The organism is Leminorella grimontii ATCC 33999 = DSM 5078 (genome assembly GCF_000439085.1).
GTDB lineage: Bacteria > Pseudomonadota > Gammaproteobacteria > Enterobacterales > Enterobacteriaceae > Leminorella > Leminorella grimontii.
In genome coordinates, this window is record NZ_AUUA01000001.1 from 680,535 (window position 1) to 700,632 (window position 20,098).

A 20,098-nucleotide genomic window follows, 5' to 3' on the forward strand; every position below is an offset into this window, starting at 1 on the left:
CAAAGCGCGCCATTTTCACATTTGAGACGTGGGTAAACCTTTATACGTTTCAGCTCAATGGCTGCGCCCACGCCGCTTTTCCCTAGGCTTTTGTTAACACTGAGTAAGCCCTTTTTTCACGGTGGAAAATATTTTGCTCATTCTTTAACCAATCGAGCTAAATACTTTGCAGTAAGTTAAAAATTTATTCTCATTCCAAAAAAGTTTGTGTAATACTTATAGGGCTACATGCAAAAAGTTAACTCAAATTGAGGGTGTAAATATGAACCGTACTAAAGTGGTACTGGGTGCAGTAATTTTAGGTGCTACTCTGTTAGCTGGCTGTGCAAAAAGCACTGACACTGCTACTAACAGCAAGCTGACTCAACTGATCAGCGATGTTGCTGCTTTACGTTCTGATGTACAAGTTGCTAAAGATGAAGCAGCTCGTGCTAACCAGCGTTTAGACAACATGACTCGCGGTTACAAGAAGTAATAACTTCTTTGTAAGGAAAATGGCGCACTTCAGTGCGCCATTTTTTTTACCCTCTGCCCTATACTCTCCCCGTTTTCATGCATAACTGAGCGTATTTCTTCTTTTATTTTCTCATTGAGTTCAAAAATCAAAATAGGCCATGAGGCCAACACGTTATTGCCAACGCTAAATAGTTGAACTCAGGCCGCGTACATAAACACTTTCGGCTCTATTCTTCAATGCCAGAGCGCTTAAAAAAGCGATAGGTGCATTTTTAGATAGAACTTATATCTACGGCGCCTTTTAATTTGCAACGCCTTAAACAGCGTTCTATGCGTAAAAAATAAAAAGCGCGGTAGCTCATAGTGAACGACCGCGCTTTTTCTGAACAACTTACGATAATTAGCGGTTTACCTGCAGCGGCAAACCAGAACGACGAGTAATTTCTGCGCTCATTTTCGCAGAGTCAGTACCGGCATCGTTCATAAACTCTGCAACGGCTCCGTGCAATTCGATAGGCATGGTTTGCGCATCGTCCTGCTCGGTGCGAGACAGCGGCTGGTGAACCTCGATATACCTTTTACCGTCAGGCTCTACGGTAGCCTTCACCGGCTCGTTAACGATTTGAACGCGCGTGCCGACAGGTACGGTGTTGAACAGCGCTTCAATGTCGTTCGGACGCAGGCGAATACAGCCAGAGCTAACGCGCATGCCGATACCGAAATCGGCGTTAGTACCGTGGATCAGATAGGTACCTCCGGCAGCGGCCAAACGCAGCGCAAACAGCCCCATCGGGTTATCCGGACCGCCGGGCACCACGGCCGGCAGCGTAATTCCCTGAGCCGCATAGTGCTTACGGATATTAGCCGTTGGCGTCCAGGTTGGATTCGCTCTTTTCTCCGTAATCGCCGTGGTCATAACCGGCGTTTCACGCCCCAGTTGGCCAATGCCGATCGGATAAACGATAACGGTATTGCTGCCTTTAGGGTAGTAATACAGGCGAAGTTCAGACAGGTTAATAACGATGCCTTCACGAGGCGCATCCGGCAGGATCATCTGAAGCGGGAGGATCAGCTCTGAGCCTGGTTTAGGCAACAGCGGGTCAACGTTAGGGTTGGCTTCCAGCATGGCAATCAGGCCAATTTGATAATCCGCCGCGATGCGCTCCAGAGAACGCCCGTCGTTCGGAACAATCAGCACCCTATTCTCGCCGATTAAACGGCTGTTGCTTGGTGGCAACTGATATTCCATTGCCTGGGCGAAGGCCGCCTGTCCTATCAACACTAAGGCCACAATGGCTTTACATACTGCAAAAACACGGTTCATGCTTAATTCCTAACCTTCTGCTATTAATCGGTCTCTTTGGCTGGTTCTCAAACACGGGCTTAGTAAATAACCGCCGGAGATTACTATTATGTCGCAAAACAGAGCCTTCACCTAGTTCAAGCGCACAAGAACGCCTTGAGAAATGGTAAGATTTCTTATCATACCCATGATTTATAAGTAAAAATAGCTCGTCAATTATTTGCTATAAAAGACTCTATCTCTGTGATAACAATAATGATGTATTCAAAGCCGCTGAGATGGACTAAGATAATTAAATGTTAATTCAAAGTAAATTATTATGGAGAACGTCATGGCACAAACCGTTACTATGAAAGGTAATCCCGTATCCGTTGGCGGTCAGCTTCCAAAAGCCGGCGCTTCAGTAAAATCATTCACACTCACGGCCAACGATCTTTCCGACGTCAGCCTCAGCGCTTATAAAGGAAAGCGCAAAATTCTGAACATTTTCCCCAGTATTGATACCGGCGTATGCGCTACTTCGGTAAGAACCTTCAACAAGCGCGCAGGTGAAGCGAATAACACCGTTGTATTGTGTATATCCGCCGACCTGCCCTTTGCTCAATCCCGCTTTTGCGGCGCGGAAGGTCTTAGCAACGTCGTTACTCTCTCCGCTTTTCGCAGCCCCGATTTTAAGCAGGACTATGGCGTTGAGGTGCTCGACGGCCCGCTTAAAGGCTTAACCGCCCGCGCGGTAGTCGTGCTGGATGAAAATGACCGCGTGCTCTACAGCGAGCTGGTCAAAGAAATTTCCACTGAGCCAGACTATGACGCAGCGCTGGCCGCGTTAAAATAACGGCATCATAAAAAGCAAAGGGAGAACCGGCTGGCTCTCCCTTCTTTATTTAGCTTTATTCAGCCTCGACGCTATTCGCTTTCCGCCTTCGCCTGCTGGCTCAGCCCATACTCCCGAAGCTTATTGGCTATTGCCGTATGCGATACGCCCAGCCTCTTGGCCAGCTTACGGGTGCTAGGATAACTGCCGTAGAGCTGCGTCAGCACCGCACACTCAAACCGCTTGCAGATTTCGTCCAGCGAACCGTCCATGATGTCGTTGTTGAGCATCATCTCGGCCGTCACTTCGGGCAGAACGATGTCTTTCGCCTGTAGCTCGCTGCCTTCCATCTGCGTTACCGCACGATAAAGCACGTTTTTTAACTGCCTTACGTTGCCGGGCCAGCCGTATTGGGTCAACAGCGGCGTAATATCCGGCGACAGACGCGGCTTCGTGATACCTAACTGGTCAGCAAACAGCGTAATAAACTGCTCGGCCAATGGCATAATATCGGGTACGCGCTCGCGAAGCGGCGGCAGCGTCAGCGTCAGCACGTTAAGGCGGTAGTACAGGTCTTCACGGAATACGCCCTGGCTGACTAAATTAAACAGGCTCTTTTGCGTCGCGCAGATAACGCGCACGTCGACGTGCACCTCTTTATCTTCACCAACCCGGCGGAAAGTGCCGTCGTTTAGAAAGCGCAGCAGCTTGCTTTGCATTTTAGGCGACATCTCGCTGATGTTATCCAACAGCACCGTTCCGCCATTCGCCTGCTCAAAAAATCCCTTTTTGGCTTCCTGCTGGGCGCTTCCCGCATGCCCATACAGTTCGCTTTCAACCACGTCGTCAGGCAGCGAGGCGCAGCTCAGCGCCAGAAAGGGCTTGTCGCGACGCGCGCTCCTCATGTGGCAAGCCTGTGCCAGAACGTCTTTTCCCGTACCGGTATCACCGACGATCAGCAGCGGCGCGTCCAGCATCGCCAGGCGGTTAGCCTGCTCAATCAGAGTCTTCATTTTACCACTGACGGAAACGATGTGGCTGAAGGCCTGATTGTCCGCCACGTTTTTATTTTGCAGCTGTCGTCCGATTTTAACCGCCGACTTCAGCACCACGACGGCGCCGGTCACCGTTTTTTCGGCGCTTCCTTCATCGCTTTGGTATATCGGCATAATGTCCATCAGGTAATCCTGCCCGCGAACAATAACCCGCTCAGAGTGAGGCGTAATGCTCTCGCCTTCCAAATGGCGAAGGAAAGGATAGCCGTTAACCAGAACAGAGGCGGGCTGCGCCACGATTTTATCTTCCGTCACGCCAAACAGCGCTAGCGCCGCAGAGTTAACTAAATCAATGCGCCCTTTCAGGTCGATAGACATAACGGGTTCCGGCAGCGATTCAAACAGCGCTTTCAACGCGCGCAGGCGCTGCTCCGAAGGCATGTAGGACACGGTCCGTACGTCGATAACGCCTTTAATACGCCGGATGCTGACCATTAGCGCGCTAAATACGTCAAAATCTATAGAGGAAAAGTTCAGATAAATCTTACCGCTGAGGTCAAGCTCAATGCCGCGAAGGTCGAGATGACGTTCAACCAGTAGATCGAGGAGTTCCCGGGTTAACCCCAGTCTGTCTTCGCAAAGGACTTCAAGACGCATGATAAAAGCCTTGTACCGTGGACGCTGTAATCGGGTGAGGCGCTATCATACCCGCAGACGCCCGCCAAATGAAGATAAGTGTCACAAAAAGTTGACAGATCTAACACTAAAACGCCGACAAAATGAAACTAGCTATCTCAAAATCACTTATCTCATGAATTTTAAGACAATGTTCTACCGTTAAGGGCTCTTTCTATTACATTGGAGAAATGAATTTTTTAGTTCCCTTTCTGCGAAAACAGTGATTAATTAACGTTTCCATAATAAATAACCTTATCGAGACACAGCATGAAAGACGCAACGCTAGCCCTACACCACGGATTCCAATGTGACCCGGTAACAAAATCCGTCGCCGTTCCTGTTTATCAAACGGTCGCCTATGAGTTCGACAATGCCCAGCACGGCGCGGATCTCTTTAATTTGGCGGTTCCCGGAAATATCTATACCCGCATCATGAACCCGACCAACGATATTCTAGAAAAACGCCTGGCGGCCCTTGAAGGCGGAATCGCCGGGCTGGTGGTATCCGCCGGCAGCGCCGCTATCACCTATGCCATACAAACGCTGGCCAGCGCTGGGGACAACATCGTCAGCACGCCCCAGCTTTATGGCGGCACCTATACGCTATTTGCCCACATGCTGCCCGGATTCGGCGTCAACGTGAAGTTTGCCCGCGACGACTCGCCGCAGGCCATCGCTGAACTTATCGATGAAAAAACCAAGGCGGTATACTGCGAAAGCATCGGCAATCCCGCGGGCAACGTTGTTGATATAGAGGGATTGGCCAACGTCGCTCACGCCAAAGGCGTACCGCTTATCGTCGACAACACCGTCGCTTCGCCGGTCCTGTGCAAGCCAATTCAGTTCGGCGCGGACATCGTCGTTCACTCAATCACCAAATACGTCGGCGGTCACGGCAACTCGCTCGGCGGCGTAATTATCGATTCGGGAAAATTCCCCTGGGCTGAACATAAAGAACGTTTTCCCATGTTCAGCACGCCGGAAGCCGCTTACCACGGCGTGGTCTATACCGACGCCTTTGGCCCCGCGGCTTTTATTGCCCGCGCGCGTACCGTACCGCTGCGCAACTGCGGCGCGGCGCTCTCTCCGATGAACGCTTTTCTGTTGCTTCAAGGACTAGAGACGCTGTCGCTGAGAATGGAACGCCACGTCGAGAACGCGCGTAAAGTGGCCGAATACCTGCAAAGCCACGATAAGGTTGGCTGGGTCAGCTACGCGGGCCTTCCCGATCACCCCCACTACGCGCTGGCGCAGAAGTATATGAACGGCACGCCGTCGGCGATCCTCTCCTTCGGCCTGAAGGGAGGATATGAGGCCGGGGTTCGTTTTTATGATGCGCTGAAGATTTTCAAGCGCTTGGTCAACATCGGTGACGCCAAGTCTTTGGCCTGCCACCCTGCTTCCACCACTCACCGCCAGATGTCCGAAGAAGAACAGGCCAAGGCGGGCGTGAAGCCTGAGATGATACGCCTGTCTATCGGCATTGAGGCCATCGAAGATATTCTTGAGGATCTGAATCAGGCGTTAAGCGCCTGACGGCGGGCGTAAGCGTAAGACAAAGGCCGCGAAAGCGGCCTTTTTACTATTTGTCCTTTCCTCCAACTTTCGACAGCCCGTTTTTAAGCTGGCCGATAAGCTGGGTTCTAAAATCGCCCAGCCGGGGCTTATCGCCGTCCAGCCAGGGCAGAGGTCGACACAGCTCCATCGCTTTGATGCCCAGACGCGCTGTCAACAACCCTGCCCCGATGCCCTGCGCCGCGCGGGCCGAAAGCCTTGCCGTGATGTCTTGAGACAGCCAGTCCATACCGACTTCACGGATAAGCTCGCTGGCGCCGGCGAAGGCAATGTTTAGCAGCACCAGCTTAAACAGCCGAATGCGGCTAAAGTAGCCCAGCTCAATGCCGTAGATGTTGGCGATGCGGTTGATTAGGCGAATGTTGCGCCAGGCGATGAACGCCATATCCACCAGCGCCAGCGGGCTGACGGCGATCATCAGCGCCGATTCCGCCGCTGAACCGCTGATTTCCCGACGCGCCTGCTGATCCAACACGGGCTGCACCAGCTCGGCGTAGAGCGTAACCACCTCTCTGTCGTTTTGCGTTTCATGCAAAGAGGCCTGCCAACGGCGCAACGCGGGATGGCTGTTGTCAATTCCCGCCTGCTTGGCCAGCGTTTCGCAAAACGCGCGACCTTTGCCAAGCCCGTGGCTTTGCAGCAGTTCGCGGGCCGTATCGCGCTCCTGAGCCCGCTCTCTCAGGCGATAAAGCCGCCGCCATTCGGTAATCACCGAGCCCACTCCCGCCACGACGATAATCGCGCCTGCGCCGTAAGCGCCCAGCGTGATCCATTCGTGTTGAGCGATTGCATCGGAAATACGGTAAACCCCCTGAGCAATGACGCTAATGCCAAACAGCCCTAAGCCGAGCGTCACCATCTTTCGCCACAGGCTTTTTTTCGGCCTCAGCACGTTGGCGATTAGCCCTTCGGCTTCGCCTTCCGCCTCCTCGGCCTCAAGCTCCGGCGCCGTAGGATAAAAACGTTCGGCCTGCTCGTCATCAAACCGCTGATGGTGACGCAGCTCAGGTTCTTTTTCTTCGACCAGGGGCTTATCGAACTCGATTCGTCCCTTGATGGGTTGGTTCATCTCAGTTTGTCTCCTAACAGGAACTCCATTACCGCGTCCAGTCGAATGTGCGGCAGCGGCGTATCGACGCTCATTGGCTTAGGCCGGAAAGCGTCGAAGTGGAAGCCCTGCGTTTGCCAAAAAGAGGGCTCCGGCAGACGAGCCGGAACTTCTCCGGGATAGACGGTTAAAAGCTGTCCATCCTCTAATCGGTGTCCTTTGAGCGCCGGCATTCGGTTTCCCTGATGCTCGATAATTCCGCTATCGGTCGCCTGTACGGAGGCAAGCCCGACGCAGTCCATGGTAATCCCCTCAAAGGCGGCATTCTGCCAGGCTTCCTGTACGAGCTGCTGAAGCAGGGAAACCAGATTGGCATGCTGGTCGGGCGTAATATGGTCCGCCTTGCTGGCGGCGAACATCAGCCTGTCGATACAGGGTGAAAAAAGCCGGCGGAAAAGAGAGCGCTGGCCGTAATGAAAGCTCTGCATCAGCTGCGTCATCGCCAGGCGCATATCGTTGAACGCCTGCGGACCGCTGTTTAGCGGCTGGAGACAGTCCACCAGCACGATTTGGCGATCGAAATTCAGAAAATGGTCCTTATAGAACCCTTTCACAATATGCTGACAATAATAGTCATAGCGCGCTTTCAGCATGCCGAAGTTAGTGTGCTTATCGGCCTGCGCAAGCCTGGGTTCATTTTTCTCGTCGATCTCCGGCCAGGGGAAAAACTGCAGCACCGGCGCGCCGGCCAGCTCCCCAGGTAAAACAAACCGCCCCGGTTGGATAAAGTGCAGCCCCTCCTGTTTACACTGTTGCAGATAAAGGCTGTAGGCCTCCGAGATTTCCGCCAACAGGTTTTCATCTACTGGCCCCAGCGGGTCGCATTTACGGCACAGTTCCAGCCAAGGCTCGGCCCATTTGGCGCGTTCCCCTTGGCGGACGTCGTTCATTTGCCGACTCCATTCCAGATAGCTTTGTTCAAGCATCGGCAGATCGAGCAGCCACTCTCCCGGATAGTCGACAATCTCCAAATAGAGCGTCGAATGCGTCGTAAAATGGCGCATCAGGGAATCGTTGGAGCGAAAGCGTAACGCCAGACGGATCTCGCTGACGCCGCGCGTCGGCACCGGCCAGCTTGGCGGCGTGCCATAGAGGGACGCCAGCCCTTCATCATAGGCGAAGCGGGAAATGCCGAAGTCCTGTTGAGGGATCCTTTTCACGCCAAGCAGGCGCTCTTCGCGCACGGCGGAGAACAGCGGCAGCCTGGCGCCGTTGTTGACGTTCAGCAGTTGATTGACAAACGCCGTGATAAACGCCGTCTTGCCGCTGCGGCTAAGCCCGGTCACCGCCAGCCTTAGGTGACGATCCAGACCGCGATTAACCAGCGATTGAATTTCGTTCTTCAGTCGTTTCATCAGAAGCCTTCTTCATGCGGCGGGCGGTCAACGCTATTCCTTTTCTCAACAAAGGTTCGCCAAACAAAATTAAGGCCGTACGCGCCGGCCGCCACAGGTTAAGTTTCAATAGCAATGATAACACGAACGTCGGGCCGTAATATTTACTCAGGAAAAAGAGCAGCATCGCCAGCGTTTGAACGACCTGCTGCCTTTTAAAAGAACGCGTCATTTTTTGAATTCCTTACCCGTGGAGCTTTGTATCAGACCGCGCCGAAGGTTCCTTAAGCAAGGAACCCGGCGCAGAAGGGAAAGTGTCGATTGAAGGCGCTACAGGCGACGAAAACGGCTTTCAACCTGAAAGGTGTCGGAGGTCAGATAGCGCTCCAGCTCGCGCAGGCGGCGTTCGCTCGCCTCCAGCTCCTGCGTCGCCTGATGAAGCCGCTGGCGAACCGGAATGCGGCTGTGTAACGAGGCTTCCGCGCTCGGGGCGCTGTCCAGAAAGAAAACCATGGTGAAATAAATCACGATGGTGATGAAGAAAAAGCCGAAAAACAGCGCCAGTACCGCCAGAATGCGTACAACGACGACCGGAATGCCCAAGTAGCGGGCGATCCCCGCGCAAACGCCGCTAATCATGCCCTCTTCAGGAATACGATATAGCTTGTTGTTCATTAACGTTGCCTCCAGTTGGGATGCTCTTCGTCTAAAATAGATTCCAACGCCGCAATGCGCTCTTTCATTCGCTGAGCCTGTTCACTCAGCGCCATGAGGCGCTGCATATCCTGCGAGTTAAGCTGTCCGCCGTTACTCTGCTTATTGCGGTAGTGCAGCCAAAGCCAGATCGGGACAATAAACAGAATAAACAGCGTCAACGGTACGGCAAGTAAACCCATTAGCCAGCTCATTGATATTCCTTACTTTTGATGATTCGGGGGTCGCTTATCCGCCAAAGGGATAAGCGACATAGCTACACCTGACTATCAGGCTTCTTTATCTTTGTTCATCTTGGCCTTCAGCGCGGCCAGCTCGTTGTCGATCGCTTCGTTGACCTTCAGCTCGGTGAACTGCTGCTGTAGGCTCTTTTCTTTGCCAAAGCCAACGCTTTGCGCTTCTGCTTCCATATGGTCGATGCGGCGCTCGAACTGCTCGAAGCGGGCCATCGCTGCATCGACCTTACCGCTGTCCAGCTGGCGACGGACGTCGCGTGATGAAGCGGCGGCCTGATGGCGCAGCGCCATTGCCTGCTGGCGAGCGCGCGTTTCGCTCAGTTTAGCCTCAAGTTCGGTAATATCGCTACGCATACGCTCCAGCGTTTCGTTAACTAACGTCAGCTCTGACTCCAGAACGGCCACCAGATCGGCCACTTTCTGCTTTTCAATCAGGGCGGCGCGCGCCAGGTCTTCTTTATCTTTACGCAGCGCCAGCTCCGCCTTTTCCTGCCACTCGACCACCTGCGCCGTGGCTTGTTCAATGCGGCGGGTCAGCTGCTTCTTCTCGGCCAGCGCTCTGGCGGAGGTAGAACGAATTTCAACCAGCGTGTCTTCCATTTCCTGAATCATCAGGCGAACCATTTTTTCCGGATCTTCCGCTTTCTCCAGCAGAGTGCTGATATTGGCGTTTACGATGTCTGCAAAGCGAGAAAAAATACCCATGGCTGTGTTCCTCTTTATCTACGGTCGTTAATTAAGGTAGTGGCAAGATGCCTTCCCTTTGCATATATCAAGAAGCGTGCCAAGTTTGCACAAAAAATTAACACACTGATTTAAAAGTAAATATATTTTTACTTGCCATCTGGCTATAAAAAATGATTTGATGAAAAAAACCAACTAATGGCGAATTTAACCATGAATAGCGGTGTAAACAGCGGTATAGACAACCTAATCGGTCAGTCCAACAGCTTTATCGACGTGTTAGAACAGGCGTCCAGAGTCGCTCCGCTCACCAAGCCAGTGCTGATTATCGGCGAACGCGGCACGGGGAAAGAGCTTATCGCCCATCGATTGCACTATTTGTCCAAACGGTGGCAGGGGCCGTTTATTTCGCTGAACTGCGCCGCTCTGAGCGATACCCTGCTCGATTCAGAGCTGTTCGGTCACGAAGCCGGCGCGTTCACCGGCGCGCAAAAGCGACACCTTGGCCGCTTTGAGCGTGCCGACGGCGGAACGCTGTTTCTTGACGAGCTGGCGAACGCCCCCATGCTGGTGCAGGAAAAGCTGTTGAGGGTGATTGAATACGGTCAGCTAGAGCGCGTTGGCGGCACTCAGCCTTTACAGGTGGACGTGCGCCTGGTCTGCGCAACCAACGAAGACCTCCCCGAACTGGCTCGTCAGGGGAAGTTTCGCGCCGACCTGCTCGATCGCCTGGCGTTTGACGTTATTAACCTCCCTCCGCTTAGAGAGCGGCGCTCAGACATCATGCTGCTGGCTGAGCATTTCGCCATTCAGATGTGTCGAGAACTGGAACGCCCCCTTTTCCCCGGCTTTACGCCGCTTGCCGTTGATACGCTGATGGGCTATCGCTGGCCGGGCAACGTGCGAGAGCTGAAGAACGTGATTGAACGTTCCATTTATCGCAATAAGGATGCCGATGAACCGCTGAACGATATTATTATCGATCCTTTCGTTCACACGCAAAGCGCAAAACAAAAAGATCCTTTATCGTCTGAAGCGCCTTTATCATCGCTTCCACCGCTGCCCGTCGATCTTAAAGGCTGGCTGGCGCAGCAGGAGCGGGAGCTGGTTGAACAGGCCCTGATGAAGAGCCAGTACAACCAGCGGCAGGCGGCAAAGCTTTTATCGCTCAGCTATGACCAGCTGCGCGGCATTTTGCGTAAATATGAGCAGGGTAAGAAAGATGAATGACTCACTATCGGCACTCCCGCGCCGATAGTTTTTTAACCACTCGACTCCTCAACCGCGATGAATACCGGTTAAAGATTGGGATGGCGGCTATACTCTTGTATAATCATCGGCTGACTTCCATAACCAAGATCTTTTGAGATATGCGTGGGTTAAAATTAGGGGCTTTGCTCTGTGCCAGCCTTGCGCTGCCCGTTCAGGCGGCGCCAAATGACGAATCTCCCGTGGAGGGCGCTGCGACAACGCAGGCGGCGTCTCCCGCTGTCGACGTTCGTCAAAGCGGCTTCGTTTACTGCGTCAATGGCCTCATTGACAGCTTTAACCCGCAAATTGCCAACGGCGGCGTCATGGTGGATACCATTGCGGCCCAGCTTTACGATCGCCTGCTGGACGTCGATCCTCTTACCTATCGTCTGGTTCCCGAACTGGCCGAGCGTTGGGAAACGCTGGACAACGGCGCAGCTTACCGTTTTCATCTGCGCAAGGACGTACCGTTTCAGACTACGCCCTGGTTTACGCCAACTCGAAAAATGAACGCAGATGACGTGATTTTCAGCTTTAACCGGATTTTTAACCCGGAAGCGCCCTATCACGCCGTCAACGGCGGCCATTACCCCTATTTCGACAGCATGCAGTTTTCCAATACGGTTCGCGAGATTAAAAAAATCGACAGCTACACGGTCGAAATTCGGCTCAAGCAGCCGGACGCCTCCTTTCTGTGGCACATGGCGACGCACTATGCGCCCGTATTGTCCGAAGAGTACTCTCGCAATCTGCTGAAGATCGGAAAACAGGAACGTATTGACCGGCTGCCGGTCGGTACCGGACCGTTTTTACTCAACGAATACCGTCCCGGTCAGTTTATTCGGCTACAGCGCAATGAAAGCTACTGGCGCGGCCTGCCCCGCATGCCGCAGGTGGTTATCGATCTGGGCGCAGGCGGGACGGGCCGCCTGTCAAAATTACTGACCGGTCAGTGCGACGTACTGGCCTACCCGGCCGCCAGCCAGCTGACTATTTTACGCGACGATCCCAGGCTTCGGATCTCTCTGCGTACCGGCATGAACGTGGCCTATCTGGCGTTCAATACCAGCAAGCCGCCGCTAAACGATAAGCGGGTTCGCCACGCGATCGCGCTGTCTATTAATAACCCAAGGCTGATGCAGTCCATCTATTACGGCACGGCGGAAACGGCGTCCTCTATTCTGCCCCGTACTTCCTGGGCCTACGACAGCGAATCGGAAATTACCGAATACAACATTGAGAAAGCCAAGCAGTTGCTAAAAGAAGCCGGCGTCGGTCCTCTTCGCCTGCACCTGTGGGTTTCCACCGCGTCTCAAGCCTATAACCCAAGCCCATTGAAAACGGCGGAGCTTTTGCAGGCGGATCTGGCCCGCATCAATATCAAAGTCACCATCGTGCCGATTGAAGGCCGCTTTCAGGAAAACAGCTTAAGCGATGAGGACCACGATCTTACGCTTGCCGGGTGGGCGACCGACAGCAACGATCCCGACAGCTTCTTCCGCCCGCTGCTAAGCTGTGCCGGCATTGATTCACAGACAAACTACGCCCGGTGGTGCCACCCTGAGTTTGATAGTCTGCTGAATGAGGGCGTTATGGAGCAGGATCTTTCCTCCCGAATAGCCATCTACCGTCAGGCGCAAAAGACGCTGGCGGATGAGCTGCCGATCCTGCCGCTGGCCTCATCGCTGCGCATTCAGGCCTACCGCTATGATATAAAAGGCTTGGTTCTCAGCCCGCTTGGCAACGTCTCTTTTGCCGGCGTGTATCGGGAAAAGGCGTCTAAGGAGCAGCAATGATTATTTACTTACTTCGTCGACTGCTGCTGGCGCTGGTAACGCTTTTTATCCTGACTATCGTAGGGTTTAGCGTTTCTTACTATACGCTCCACGCGCCGCTGGCCAATGAGAGCGCGGTCCCCGCCTATATTCACTATATCGGCGGCCTGCTGAAGGGCGATTTTGGCGTTTCCGCTATCAACGGCGAGTCAATTAGCGAACAGCTGAAGTTCGTTTTCCCCGCGACGCTGGAGCTGTGCGTGCTGGCCTTTGCTATCTCCCTTGGGTTAGGCCTGCCGCTGGGAATTATGGCCGCGATGTTTAAACACAAGTGGCCCGATAACGTCATTACTACAGTTTCCCTGTTCGGTTTTTCTATCCCCACGTTTTGGCTGGGCCTGCTGCTAACGCTGCTGTTTTCTCTGAATCTTGGCCTGCTGCCTGCCTCCGGGCGTTACGACCTGCTCTATCAAATTCCTCCAGTGACCGGCGTCGCCCTGATTGATGCCTGGATGTCCGACTCTCCCTATCGGGAGCAGATGATGATTAGCGTTATCATGCACCTTATTCTGCCGGTTACGGCGCTGTCGGTTGCGCCGACAACGGAAGTTATTCGCCTGATGCGCCAAAGCGTTCTTCAGATTATTGGTCAAAACTATATCAAAGCGGCCGCAACCCGCGGGCTCTCTCGTTTTACGATTATAAGGCGCCACGTGCTGCACAACGCGCTACCCATTATTTTACCGAAGCTAAGCCTGCAGTTTTCGACCATGCTGGCGCTGGCTATCGTAACGGAAACCGTGTTTAGCTGGCCGGGATTGGGGCGCTGGCTCATTATCGCCATTCGTCAACAGGACTTCGCCGTTATCTCGGCAGGAATCATCATCATGGGTGCGCTGGCCATCGTCGTTAACCTGCTGGCCGATATTTTTAACGCCATGACCAACCCGTTGAAAAATAAGGAATGGTATGCTTTCCGATAACGTATACCGAGAAAAGAAGATGCCCAGCGCGCTGAACTACGTCTGGCATCATATCCACCGGGATATTCTGGCCATGATTGGCCTGTACGGCATGCTGTTTTTGATAGTGCTCTGCCTGTTTGGCGAAGCGCTCGCGCCCTATCAGCTCGATCAACAGTTTCTCGGCTATCAGCTGCTGCCGCCTTCCTGGTCGCGCCATGGGGACGTTTCCTTCTTCCTCGGCACCGACGATCTGGGCCGCGACGTGCTAAGCCGCCTGCTAAACGGCGCTGCGCCGACGGTTGGCTCGGCGATTCTGGTTACGCTGGCCGCTGCGCTGGTAGGTACTCTGATGGGCGTGCTGGCCGGCGTTAGCCGCGGGCTTCGCTCCGCATTTCTTAACCATATTCTCGACATTTTGCTGGCCGTTCCTTCCCTACTGCTGGCTATTGTGGTTGTCGCGTTTGTCGGTCCCAGGCTGGAACATGCGATGTTCGCCGTATGGCTGGCGCTGTTGCCGCGCATCATTCACACCATTTACCTCACCGTACATGACGAGCTGGAAAAAGAGTATGTGATCGCCGCGCGTTTGGACGGAGCGTCTACGAGCTATATCCTGTGGAACGGCCTGCTGCCGAATATCGCGCCGGTTTTGGTTTCTGAATTCACCCGAGCGCTGTCGATGGCCATTATGGACATCGCCGCACTCGGCTTTCTCGGCCTTGGCGCCCAGCTCCCCTCTACCGAATGGGGAACCATGCTGGGCGACTCTTTAGAGCTGGTATACGTCGCGCCCTGGTGCGTCATGTTGCCCGGCGCTGCGGTGATGATTAGCGTACTGCTGGTTAACCTTCTCGGTGAAGGCGTTTACCGCACAATTACGACAGGTGATGAATAATGCCGCTTCTGGATATTCGCAATCTGACCATTGAAATTATGACGCCGGACGGCCCGGTAAAGGCCGTTGACCGCGTAAGCCTGGCTCTGACCGAAGGTGAAATTCGCGGCCTGGTGGGCGAATCAGGTTCAGGAAAAAGCCTTATCGCCAAGGCTATTTGCGGCATTAGCAAAGACAGCTGGCGCATTACCGCCGATCGCTTTCGGCTCAACGACGTTGACCTTTTGAAGCTCTCACCTCGTCAGCGTCGAAAGCTCGTTGGCCACAACGTTTCAATGATTTTTCAGGAGCCGCAGTCCTGTCTCGATCCGATGGAGAAAGTCGGCAAGCAGATTGTTCAAACGATCCCCGGCTGGACCTACAAAGGCCGATGGTGGCAGCGCTTTAACTGGCGCAAGCATCGCGCAATAGAACTGCTTCATCGCGTAGGCATCAAGGATCATAAGGACATCATGAACAGCTATCCTTATGAGCTGACTGAAGGTGAATGTCAAAAGGTCATGATAGCTATCGCCCTGGCCAACCAGCCGCGGCTTCTGATCGCCGATGAGCCAACCAATGCGATGGAGTCTACGACCCAGGCGCAGATTTTTCGCCTGCTTGCAGGCATGAACCAGAATAACAACACGACCATCCTGCTTATCAGCCACGACCTGCAAATGATGAGCAAGTGGGCGACGCGCATCAACGTCATGTACTGCGGACAGACGGTAGAAAGCGCCCCCTGCGAGGAGCTTCTGACGGCGCCCCATCACCCCTATACTCAGGCGTTGATCCGCGCAATGCCGGACTTTGAGCGCGCGTTGCCCCATAAAAGCCGCCTGAATACGCTTCCCGGCGTCATCCCGTCACTGGAGCACCTCCCCATTGGCTGTCGCCTTGGGCCTCGATGCCCCTACGCACAAAAGAAGTGTATTGAAACGCCGCGCCTGCGCGACGTAAAGGGACACAAGTTCGCCTGCCATTTCCCGCTTAACTATGAGGAACCGTCCTGATGGATACGCTGCTTGAAGTCCGTAACCTGTCCAAGACGTTTCGCTACCGAACCGGCCTGTTCCGTCCGCATGAACTGGATGCGGTAAAGCCGGTCAGCTTTACGCTGAGAGAAAAGCAGACGTTGGCCATTATCGGGGAAAACGGCTCGGGAAAATCAACGTTGGCCAAAATGATATCAGGCATGATCAAACCCACCTCGGGCGATATCGTGATCGACGGACACCGCCTGGAGTTTGGCGACTATCGCTACCGCAGCCAGCATATCCGCATGATTTTTCAGGATCCCAACACCTCCTTTAACCCGCGCCAGCGCATTGGCCAGCTGTTGGATATCCCTCTGCGGCTAAATACCTCTTTGGAAGCCTCTGAGCGAGAAAGGCGCATTAATCTGACGCTGCGTCAGGTGGGGCTATTGCCCGAGCACGCTTACTACTATCCGCAGATGCTGGCCTCCGGGCAAAAGCAGCGGGTTGCCTTAGCCCGAGCGCTGATTTTGCAACCCAAAATTATCGTTGCCGACGAAGCGCTGGCGTCGTTGGATATGTCATTACGTTCACAGTTAATCAACTTAATGATGGAACTGCAGGAAAAACACGGTATATCCTATATCTACGTCAGCCAACATCTCGGCATGGTCAAACACGTCAGCGATCAGCTTATCGTTATGCAACAGGGCGAGGTGGTCGAACGCGGCAATACGGCGGAAGTTATCGCTTCCCCGCTGCATGATATTACGCGCCGAATGATAAACAGCCACTTTACCGAAGCGCTGACCGCCGATCACTGGCGAAAGGACATTGCCCATATTTAACCGTTTGTGCGGCCTCTTTTTCCTGCGCTTTACGCATAAAACGGGCGTAGGAGGAAATGGTCGTACGATGCAACGCGACAAAGGTGCACGATCTTTACAACAGGCATGATAGAATCGCACCGTTTTATTAACAGAGATCGTTTCGGACACATTCCGTCGGTCTATATTGACTACAAGGATCATAGCTATGGGTTTTCTAACCGGTAAACGTATTCTGGTAACCGGCGTTGCCAGCAACCGCTCAATCGCTTTTGGCATCGCGCAGGCGATGAAACGCGAGGGCGCTGAACTGGCTCTGACATATCAGAACGACAGGCTGAAGTCGCGCGTAGAAGAATTTGCCGCCGAACTTGGCGCAAATCTCGTTCTGGCCTGTGACGTAGCGGAAGATGACAGCATTACTGCCCTGTTCTCTGAGTTAGGGAAAACCTGGCCTAAATTTGACGGTTTTGTTCACTCTATCGGCTTCGCTCCGGGCGACCAGTTGGACGGCGACTACGTTAACGCCGTTACCCGTGAAGGCTTCAAAATCGCTCACGACATCAGCTCCTACAGCTTTGTCGCAATGGCCAAGGCCTGCCGTTCAATGCTGAACCCAGGCGCTGCGCTGCTGACGCTATCCTACTTGGGCGCAGAGCGTGCTATCCCGAACTACAACGTCATGGGCCTGGCTAAAGCCTCTCTGGAAGCTAACGTACGCTATATGGCTAACGCCATGGGCCCTGACGGCGTTCGCGTTAACGCGATTTCCGCCGGCCCGATCCGTACGCTGGCCGCGTCCGGCATTAAGGACTTCAAAAAGATGCTGGCCCACTGCGAAGCGGTCACGCCGATCCGTCGCACCGTTACCATTGAGGACGTCGGCAACAGCGCCGCCTTCCTGTGCTCTGACCTTTCTGCCGGCATCAGCGGCGAAGTGGTTCACGTCGACGGTGGCTTCAGCATCGCCGCAATGAATGAATTAGAACTGAAATAATTTATTGATCGTTCATCAAAAAGCGGGCCGTCATCGGCCCGCTTTTTTACTTTTTACAGATAGCGACACAGATAGGCGCTAGTCTCACATACCTGAACCGTAAACTCGCTTTTTCCCGGAACGGGGAACGATTCTCCCACGCCAAAGGCAACCCACTCCGTCGAACCGGGCAACAGAACGTTTAATGAACCGGCAATGACGGTCATCTCTTCCGGTTGGTTGGTGCTGAAATTATACTCTCCCACTTCCATTACGCCGACGCTCGAACGGCCAATGCTGCCGTTCTCAAAGCCGATAGACTTTACTTTTCCTGCAAAATATTCATTTACGCTCAGCATATTCCTACCGCCCAATAGTTTAGAACCGCACTGCTTATAAAAAGCGAGGCTCTCTGGTTTTAAAAACAGTTAATGATGAAACGCCCTTACGTTCAGCATTCGCCGAGCCGTTCCTCTTTTGTAACATACTTTAAGCCGCTCCTCACCCATCAATTTATTCAATTAGCTTGCCCCCACGCGGCGTTTTGTGTAAAAAGGCCATCATAAAACGCCTATTCACTACTGCGGAAAATATGTTTCAAGATAACCCGCTGCTTGCCCAGCTTAAACAGCAACTCCACGCCACCGCGCCTCGCGTAGAAGGCATCGTCAAAGCAACGGAAAAAGGCTTTGGATTTCTTGAAGCGGACAATCAAAAGAGCTACTTCATTCCACCGCCGCAGATGAAAAAAGTGACCCATGGCGACAGAATTATTGCAACGCTGCACTCCCAAAATGATAAAGAACAGGCAGAGCCTGAAACGCTGGTAGAACCCTTTTTGACGCGCTTTATCGCCCGCGTGGTAAAAAAAGGCGAGCGCCTGTTCGTTCAGTCCGATCACCCGATGGTAAAAGACGTCTTTCCGGCAAAAGTGAAAAGCGGCGTTCCTACGCCGCTTAACGAAGGCGACTGGGTCGTTGCAGAAATGAAGGGCCACCCGCTCAGCGGAGAGCGCGGGTTCAGCGCGCTAATAACCGAATTTATCACCTTTAGCGGCGATCACTATGCGCCGTGGTGGGTGACATTGTCACGTCACCAGCTGGAGCGAGAGGCGCCGCAGTGGACCCCTTGCGACATTCAGGATGACGGCATTGTTCGTCGCGACCTAAGCCAGCTGCACTTCGTCACCATTGACAGTGAATCGACGCAGGATATGGACGATGCGCTTTACGTTGAACGCGGCGATAACGACATTCTCAAGCTGTTTATCGCTATTGCCGATCCTACGGCCTACGTCAGCGAGGGAAGCGAGCTGGACGTTATCGCACAAACACGTGTGTTCACCCACTATCTTCCCGGCTTTAATATTCCCATGTTGCCAAGGGATTTATCGGAAAATTTGTGTTCTCTTCAACCAAACGAGCGGCGCCCTGCACTTGTTTGTCAGGTATCCATCTCGGCTGATGGCGCTTTGAGTGAAGATATTGAGTTTTTCAGCGCCTGGGTAACGTCAAAAGATAAGCTGGACTACGACCACGTTTCTGATTGGCTGGAAGGCAAAGACGGCTGGCAACCGCAGAGTGAACCATCGGCTGAACAAATTCGCCTGTTGAACCAAATCGCCCTTCGCCGCATAGAGTGGCGCACTCAACACGCCCTGGTGTTTAAAGACAGGCCCGATTATCGCTTCATTTTAGGAGAAAACGGCGCCGTTTTAGATATCGTGACCGAGCGCCGCCGTATCGCTAACCGCATCGTCGAAGAATCAATGATTACGGCAAACGTCTGTGCAGCTAGCGTATTAAAACAAAAGCTGGGCTATGGAATATTCAACACCCACGCCGGCTTCGATCCCGCTCTGGTTGAACAGGCCGTCGACGTATTAAAAAATAACGGGATTAGTTTCGATAAAGATGAACTCTTAACGCTGGAAGGCTTCTGTCGCCTACGCCGTTTGCTTGACGCACAGCCAACGTCCTATCTGGACGGCCGCATCAGGAAATATCAAACCTATGCAGAGGTAAGCACTGAGCCAGCCCCCCACTATGGCCTGGGGCTTGAGGCCTATGCAACCTGGACGTCGCCGATAAGAAAGTACGGAGACATCATTAACCACCGCTTGCTTAAAGCGCTCATTCACGGACAACCGTCAACCGCGCCGGATCGGAGCGTTATCCAGCCGCTGAGCGATCGCCGCCGCGCAAATCGCCTTTCTGAACGAGACGTCAGCGATTGGCTCTACGCCCGATTTCTTCAGGATAAGGCCGGAAACGGCGTTCATTATCAGGCCGAGATTATTGACGTATCTCGCGGCGGAATGCGGGTCAGACTGCTGGATAATGGTGCAGTGGCCTTTGTACCGGCACCCTTTATCCATGCCGTACGCGATGAACTTACCTGTAGCTCAGAGAGTGGAGCGGTTATATTAAAGGGAGAGCCGCTATATCGTCAGGGTGACACTATCAGCGTGACGGTCGAAGAAGTTCGAATAGAGACCCGCTCAGTCATTGCCAGACCGGCGCCGTCGCTCGCGTAATCACGCTGCGGCCAATA

19 protein-coding genes and 1 pseudogene are annotated in these 20,098 nt (G+C 53.5%); 11 read left to right on the forward strand and 9 right to left on the reverse strand.

What is annotated here, in order from left to right; translation table 11 throughout:
* Positions 1 to 262 precede the first annotated feature (262 nt).
* The gene (locus G544_RS19855) at positions 263 to 475 is read left to right on the forward strand and encodes an LPP leucine zipper domain-containing protein (RefSeq protein WP_036023098.1); all 213 of its coding nucleotides are present in this window, start codon (positions 263 to 265) and stop codon (positions 473 to 475) included.
* A gap of 399 nt (positions 476 to 874) precedes the next feature.
* Here the strand turns inward: G544_RS19855 and G544_RS19860 are convergent.
* A pseudogene (locus tag G544_RS19860) lies at positions 875 to 1,705 on the reverse strand (L,D-transpeptidase family protein); the annotation flags it as partial.
* A gap of 385 nt (positions 1,706 to 2,090) precedes the next feature.
* Between G544_RS19860 and tpx the strand changes: the two are divergent.
* Positions 2,091 to 2,594 (forward strand): thiol peroxidase, encoded by a 504-nt coding sequence (gene tpx / locus G544_RS0103070; protein ID WP_027273219.1) that lies wholly within the window; start codon positions 2,091 to 2,093, stop codon positions 2,592 to 2,594.
* 71 nt (positions 2,595 to 2,665) lie between these two features.
* Here the strand turns inward: tpx and tyrR are convergent, their stop codons facing one another.
* Positions 2,666 to 4,225, reverse strand: a complete 1,560-nt coding sequence (tyrR, locus tag G544_RS0103075; RefSeq protein ID WP_027273220.1) for a transcriptional regulator TyrR — start codon at positions 4,223 to 4,225, stop codon at positions 2,666 to 2,668.
* A 288-nt stretch (positions 4,226 to 4,513) separates the two neighbouring features.
* Between tyrR and G544_RS0103080 the strand changes: the two genes are divergently transcribed.
* Positions 4,514 to 5,782: an O-acetylhomoserine aminocarboxypropyltransferase/cysteine synthase family protein gene (locus G544_RS0103080; RefSeq protein ID WP_027273221.1), complete on the forward strand. Its 1,269-nt coding sequence runs from the start codon at positions 4,514 to 4,516 to the stop codon at positions 5,780 to 5,782.
* A 46-nt stretch (positions 5,783 to 5,828) separates the two neighbouring features.
* Here G544_RS0103080 and G544_RS0103085 read toward each other — a convergent pair whose 3' ends face one another.
* The 6 genes from G544_RS0103085 to pspA all read right to left on the reverse strand — a co-directional run bounded on the left by G544_RS0103085 (position 5,829) and on the right by pspA (position 9,918).
* Positions 5,829 to 6,890 (reverse strand): YcjF family protein, encoded by a 1,062-nt coding sequence (locus G544_RS0103085; RefSeq protein ID WP_027273222.1) that lies wholly within the window; start codon positions 6,888 to 6,890, stop codon positions 5,829 to 5,831.
* Positions 6,887 to 8,284 carry a YcjX family GTP-binding protein gene (locus G544_RS0103090; protein ID WP_027273223.1) on the reverse strand — a complete coding sequence of 466 codons (1,398 nt, stop codon included), beginning with the start codon at positions 8,282 to 8,284 and terminating at the stop codon, positions 6,887 to 6,889. Before G544_RS0103090 ends, G544_RS0103085 begins: the two co-directional genes overlap by 4 nt.
* Positions 8,247 to 8,495 carry a hypothetical protein gene (locus tag G544_RS0103095; RefSeq protein WP_027273224.1) on the reverse strand — a complete coding sequence of 83 codons (249 nt, stop codon included), beginning with the start codon at positions 8,493 to 8,495 and terminating at the stop codon, positions 8,247 to 8,249. The genes G544_RS0103090 and G544_RS0103095 overlap by 38 nt, the downstream gene beginning before the upstream one ends.
* Positions 8,496 to 8,593: 98 nt before the next feature.
* Entirely contained in the window at positions 8,594 to 8,938 is a 345-nt protein-coding gene (gene pspC / locus G544_RS0103100) for an envelope stress response membrane protein PspC (RefSeq protein WP_036023100.1), read from the reverse strand.
* Positions 8,938 to 9,171 carry an envelope stress response membrane protein PspB gene (gene pspB, locus G544_RS0103105; RefSeq protein WP_027273226.1) on the reverse strand — a complete coding sequence of 78 codons (234 nt, stop codon included), beginning with the start codon at positions 9,169 to 9,171 and terminating at the stop codon, positions 8,938 to 8,940. The genes pspC and pspB overlap by 1 nt, the downstream gene beginning before the upstream one ends.
* 75 nt (positions 9,172 to 9,246) lie before the next feature.
* Positions 9,247 to 9,918 (reverse strand): phage shock protein PspA, encoded by a 672-nt coding sequence (pspA, locus tag G544_RS0103110; protein WP_027273227.1) that lies wholly within the window; start codon positions 9,916 to 9,918, stop codon positions 9,247 to 9,249.
* Positions 9,919 to 10,110: 192 nt separating this feature from the next.
* On the opposite strand from pspA, the gene pspF reads away from it, so the two are divergent.
* The 7 genes from pspF to fabI all read left to right on the forward strand — a co-directional run bounded on the left by pspF (position 10,111) and on the right by fabI (position 17,566).
* The gene (gene pspF, locus G544_RS0103115; protein ID WP_027273228.1) at positions 10,111 to 11,127 is read left to right on the forward strand and encodes a phage shock protein operon transcriptional activator; all 1,017 of its coding nucleotides are present in this window, start codon (positions 10,111 to 10,113) and stop codon (positions 11,125 to 11,127) included.
* Positions 11,128 to 11,267: 140 nt separating this feature from the next.
* Positions 11,268 to 12,944, forward strand: coding sequence for an ABC transporter substrate-binding protein SapA (gene sapA, locus G544_RS0103120; RefSeq protein ID WP_027273229.1), 1,677 nt, complete (start codon positions 11,268 to 11,270; stop codon positions 12,942 to 12,944).
* The gene (gene sapB / locus G544_RS0103125; RefSeq protein ID WP_027273230.1) at positions 12,941 to 13,906 is read left to right on the forward strand and encodes a putrescine export ABC transporter permease SapB; all 966 of its coding nucleotides are present in this window, start codon (positions 12,941 to 12,943) and stop codon (positions 13,904 to 13,906) included. The genes sapA and sapB overlap by 4 nt, the downstream gene beginning before the upstream one ends.
* Positions 13,893 to 14,783: a putrescine export ABC transporter permease SapC gene (gene sapC / locus G544_RS0103130; RefSeq protein WP_027273231.1), complete on the forward strand. Its 891-nt coding sequence runs from the start codon at positions 13,893 to 13,895 to the stop codon at positions 14,781 to 14,783. Before sapB ends, sapC begins: the two co-directional genes overlap by 14 nt.
* Positions 14,783 to 15,778, forward strand: coding sequence for a putrescine export ABC transporter ATP-binding protein SapD (gene sapD, locus G544_RS0103135; RefSeq protein ID WP_027273232.1), 996 nt, complete (start codon positions 14,783 to 14,785; stop codon positions 15,776 to 15,778). The genes sapC and sapD overlap by 1 nt, the downstream gene beginning before the upstream one ends.
* The gene (sapF, locus tag G544_RS0103140) at positions 15,778 to 16,590 is read left to right on the forward strand and encodes a putrescine export ABC transporter ATP-binding protein SapF (RefSeq protein ID WP_036023103.1); all 813 of its coding nucleotides are present in this window, start codon (positions 15,778 to 15,780) and stop codon (positions 16,588 to 16,590) included. The genes sapD and sapF overlap by 1 nt, the downstream gene beginning before the upstream one ends.
* A 187-nt stretch (positions 16,591 to 16,777) precedes the next feature.
* Positions 16,778 to 17,566: an enoyl-ACP reductase FabI gene (gene fabI, locus G544_RS0103145; protein WP_027273234.1), complete on the forward strand. Its 789-nt coding sequence runs from the start codon at positions 16,778 to 16,780 to the stop codon at positions 17,564 to 17,566.
* Positions 17,567 to 17,619: 53 nt separating this feature from the next.
* Here the strand turns inward: fabI and ppnP are convergent, their stop codons facing one another.
* Positions 17,620 to 17,904 carry a pyrimidine/purine nucleoside phosphorylase gene (gene ppnP / locus G544_RS0103150; RefSeq protein WP_027273235.1) on the reverse strand — a complete coding sequence of 95 codons (285 nt, stop codon included), beginning with the start codon at positions 17,902 to 17,904 and terminating at the stop codon, positions 17,620 to 17,622.
* A 233-nt stretch (positions 17,905 to 18,137) separates the two neighbouring features.
* Between ppnP and G544_RS0103155 the strand changes: the two genes are divergently transcribed.
* Positions 18,138 to 20,081 carry an exoribonuclease II gene (locus G544_RS0103155; RefSeq protein ID WP_027273236.1) on the forward strand — a complete coding sequence of 648 codons (1,944 nt, stop codon included), beginning with the start codon at positions 18,138 to 18,140 and terminating at the stop codon, positions 20,079 to 20,081.
* Positions 20,082 to 20,098 lie beyond the last annotated feature (17 nt).